1 protein-coding gene is annotated in these 1,206 nt (G+C 47.5%); it reads left to right on the forward strand.

The window, feature by feature from the left end; translation table 11 throughout:
- Positions 1–78 precede the first annotated feature (78 nt).
- A protein-coding gene (locus tag GRH90_RS25850) for an IS3 family transposase (RefSeq protein ID WP_162368813.1) occupies positions 79–1,190 on the forward strand; the annotation gives its coding sequence in 2 pieces (ribosomal slippage) (positions 79–340 and positions 340–1,190; 1,113 coding nt in all).
- Positions 1,191–1,206 lie beyond the last annotated feature (16 nt).

Here is a 1,206-nt window from a genome sequence, read left to right on the forward strand (position 1 = left end):
TGTAAGTATCCCGTATAACAGAGCCAGTTACTTTTAGAGATCTTCCGGCATAATGAAGATGCCAACGAGGAGATCACTATGCGCAAAGCCCGTTTTACCGAGCACCAGATCCTGGCCGTTATTAAGGCTGTCGAAGCTGGCAGAACCGTGAAAGACGTCTGCCGCGAGGCGGGTGTTTCCGAGGCGACGTACTACAATTGGAAATCGAAATATGGCGGCATGGAAGCGTCTGATATTAAGAGATTAAAAGACCTGGAAGATGAGAACAGGCGGTTGAAGCAGATGTTCGCTGATATCAGCCTGGAGAACCGGGCGTTAAAAGATGTTATAGAAAAAAAGCTTTAAAACCAGCTATTAAGCGCGAGCTGGTTGATTACATATCTGAAAATTTCGGCCTGAGTATACGTCAGGCTTGTCGTGCATTACATCTGAGTCGGACCGCGTATGCCTACAAGCCGGATACCACCAGGGATGAGCCGGTGATTTCGGCATTACAGCAGGTAGCGGAGCGGTACCCACGTTATGGATTCCGGAAATTATTTTTTGTTCTTCGGCGGCAAGGGCATAAATGGAATCACAAACGTATTCACCGGATTTATTGCCTGCTGAAGCTGAATTTCAGGCGTAAGGGCAAACAGCGTTTACCTACACGTTATCCGATACCGTTATTCGTGCCTGAAAAGATGAACCAGACGTGGTCGATTGATTTTATGAACGATGCCCTCAGTGGGGGCCGTCGTTTTAGAACATTCAATGTGGTCGATGATTTTAATCGGGAAATACTGGCCATAGAGATCGATCTTAATCTGCCGGCGCAACGCATCGTAAGAGTCTTGGAGAGGGTAGGAATAAGTCGTGGCTACCCAGCCATGATCCGCCTGGATAATGGGCCAGAGCTTATCTCTTTGGCACTGGCGGAATGGGCAGAACAAAGGAATGTGAGCCTGGAATTTATTAAACCTGGCACGCCGACACAGAATGCTTATATCGAACGCTTCAATAAAACCTACCGCAATGAGGTGCTGGATTTTTATCTGTTCAGGACACTGCAGGAGGTCCGGGATATTACTGAAAAATGGCTGGATGAGTATAACCAGGAACGGCCTCATGAATCACTGGGAAACCTGACGCCGGAAGAGTATCGGATAACCCGAAGTTCGCCGATGATCTCAAAAAGTGCATGGCTTTAACATCGGGATGTTTACA

The organism is Acerihabitans arboris (assembly GCF_010131535.1).
GTDB classification, from domain to species: domain Bacteria; phylum Pseudomonadota; class Gammaproteobacteria; order Enterobacterales; family Enterobacteriaceae; genus Acerihabitans; species Acerihabitans arboris.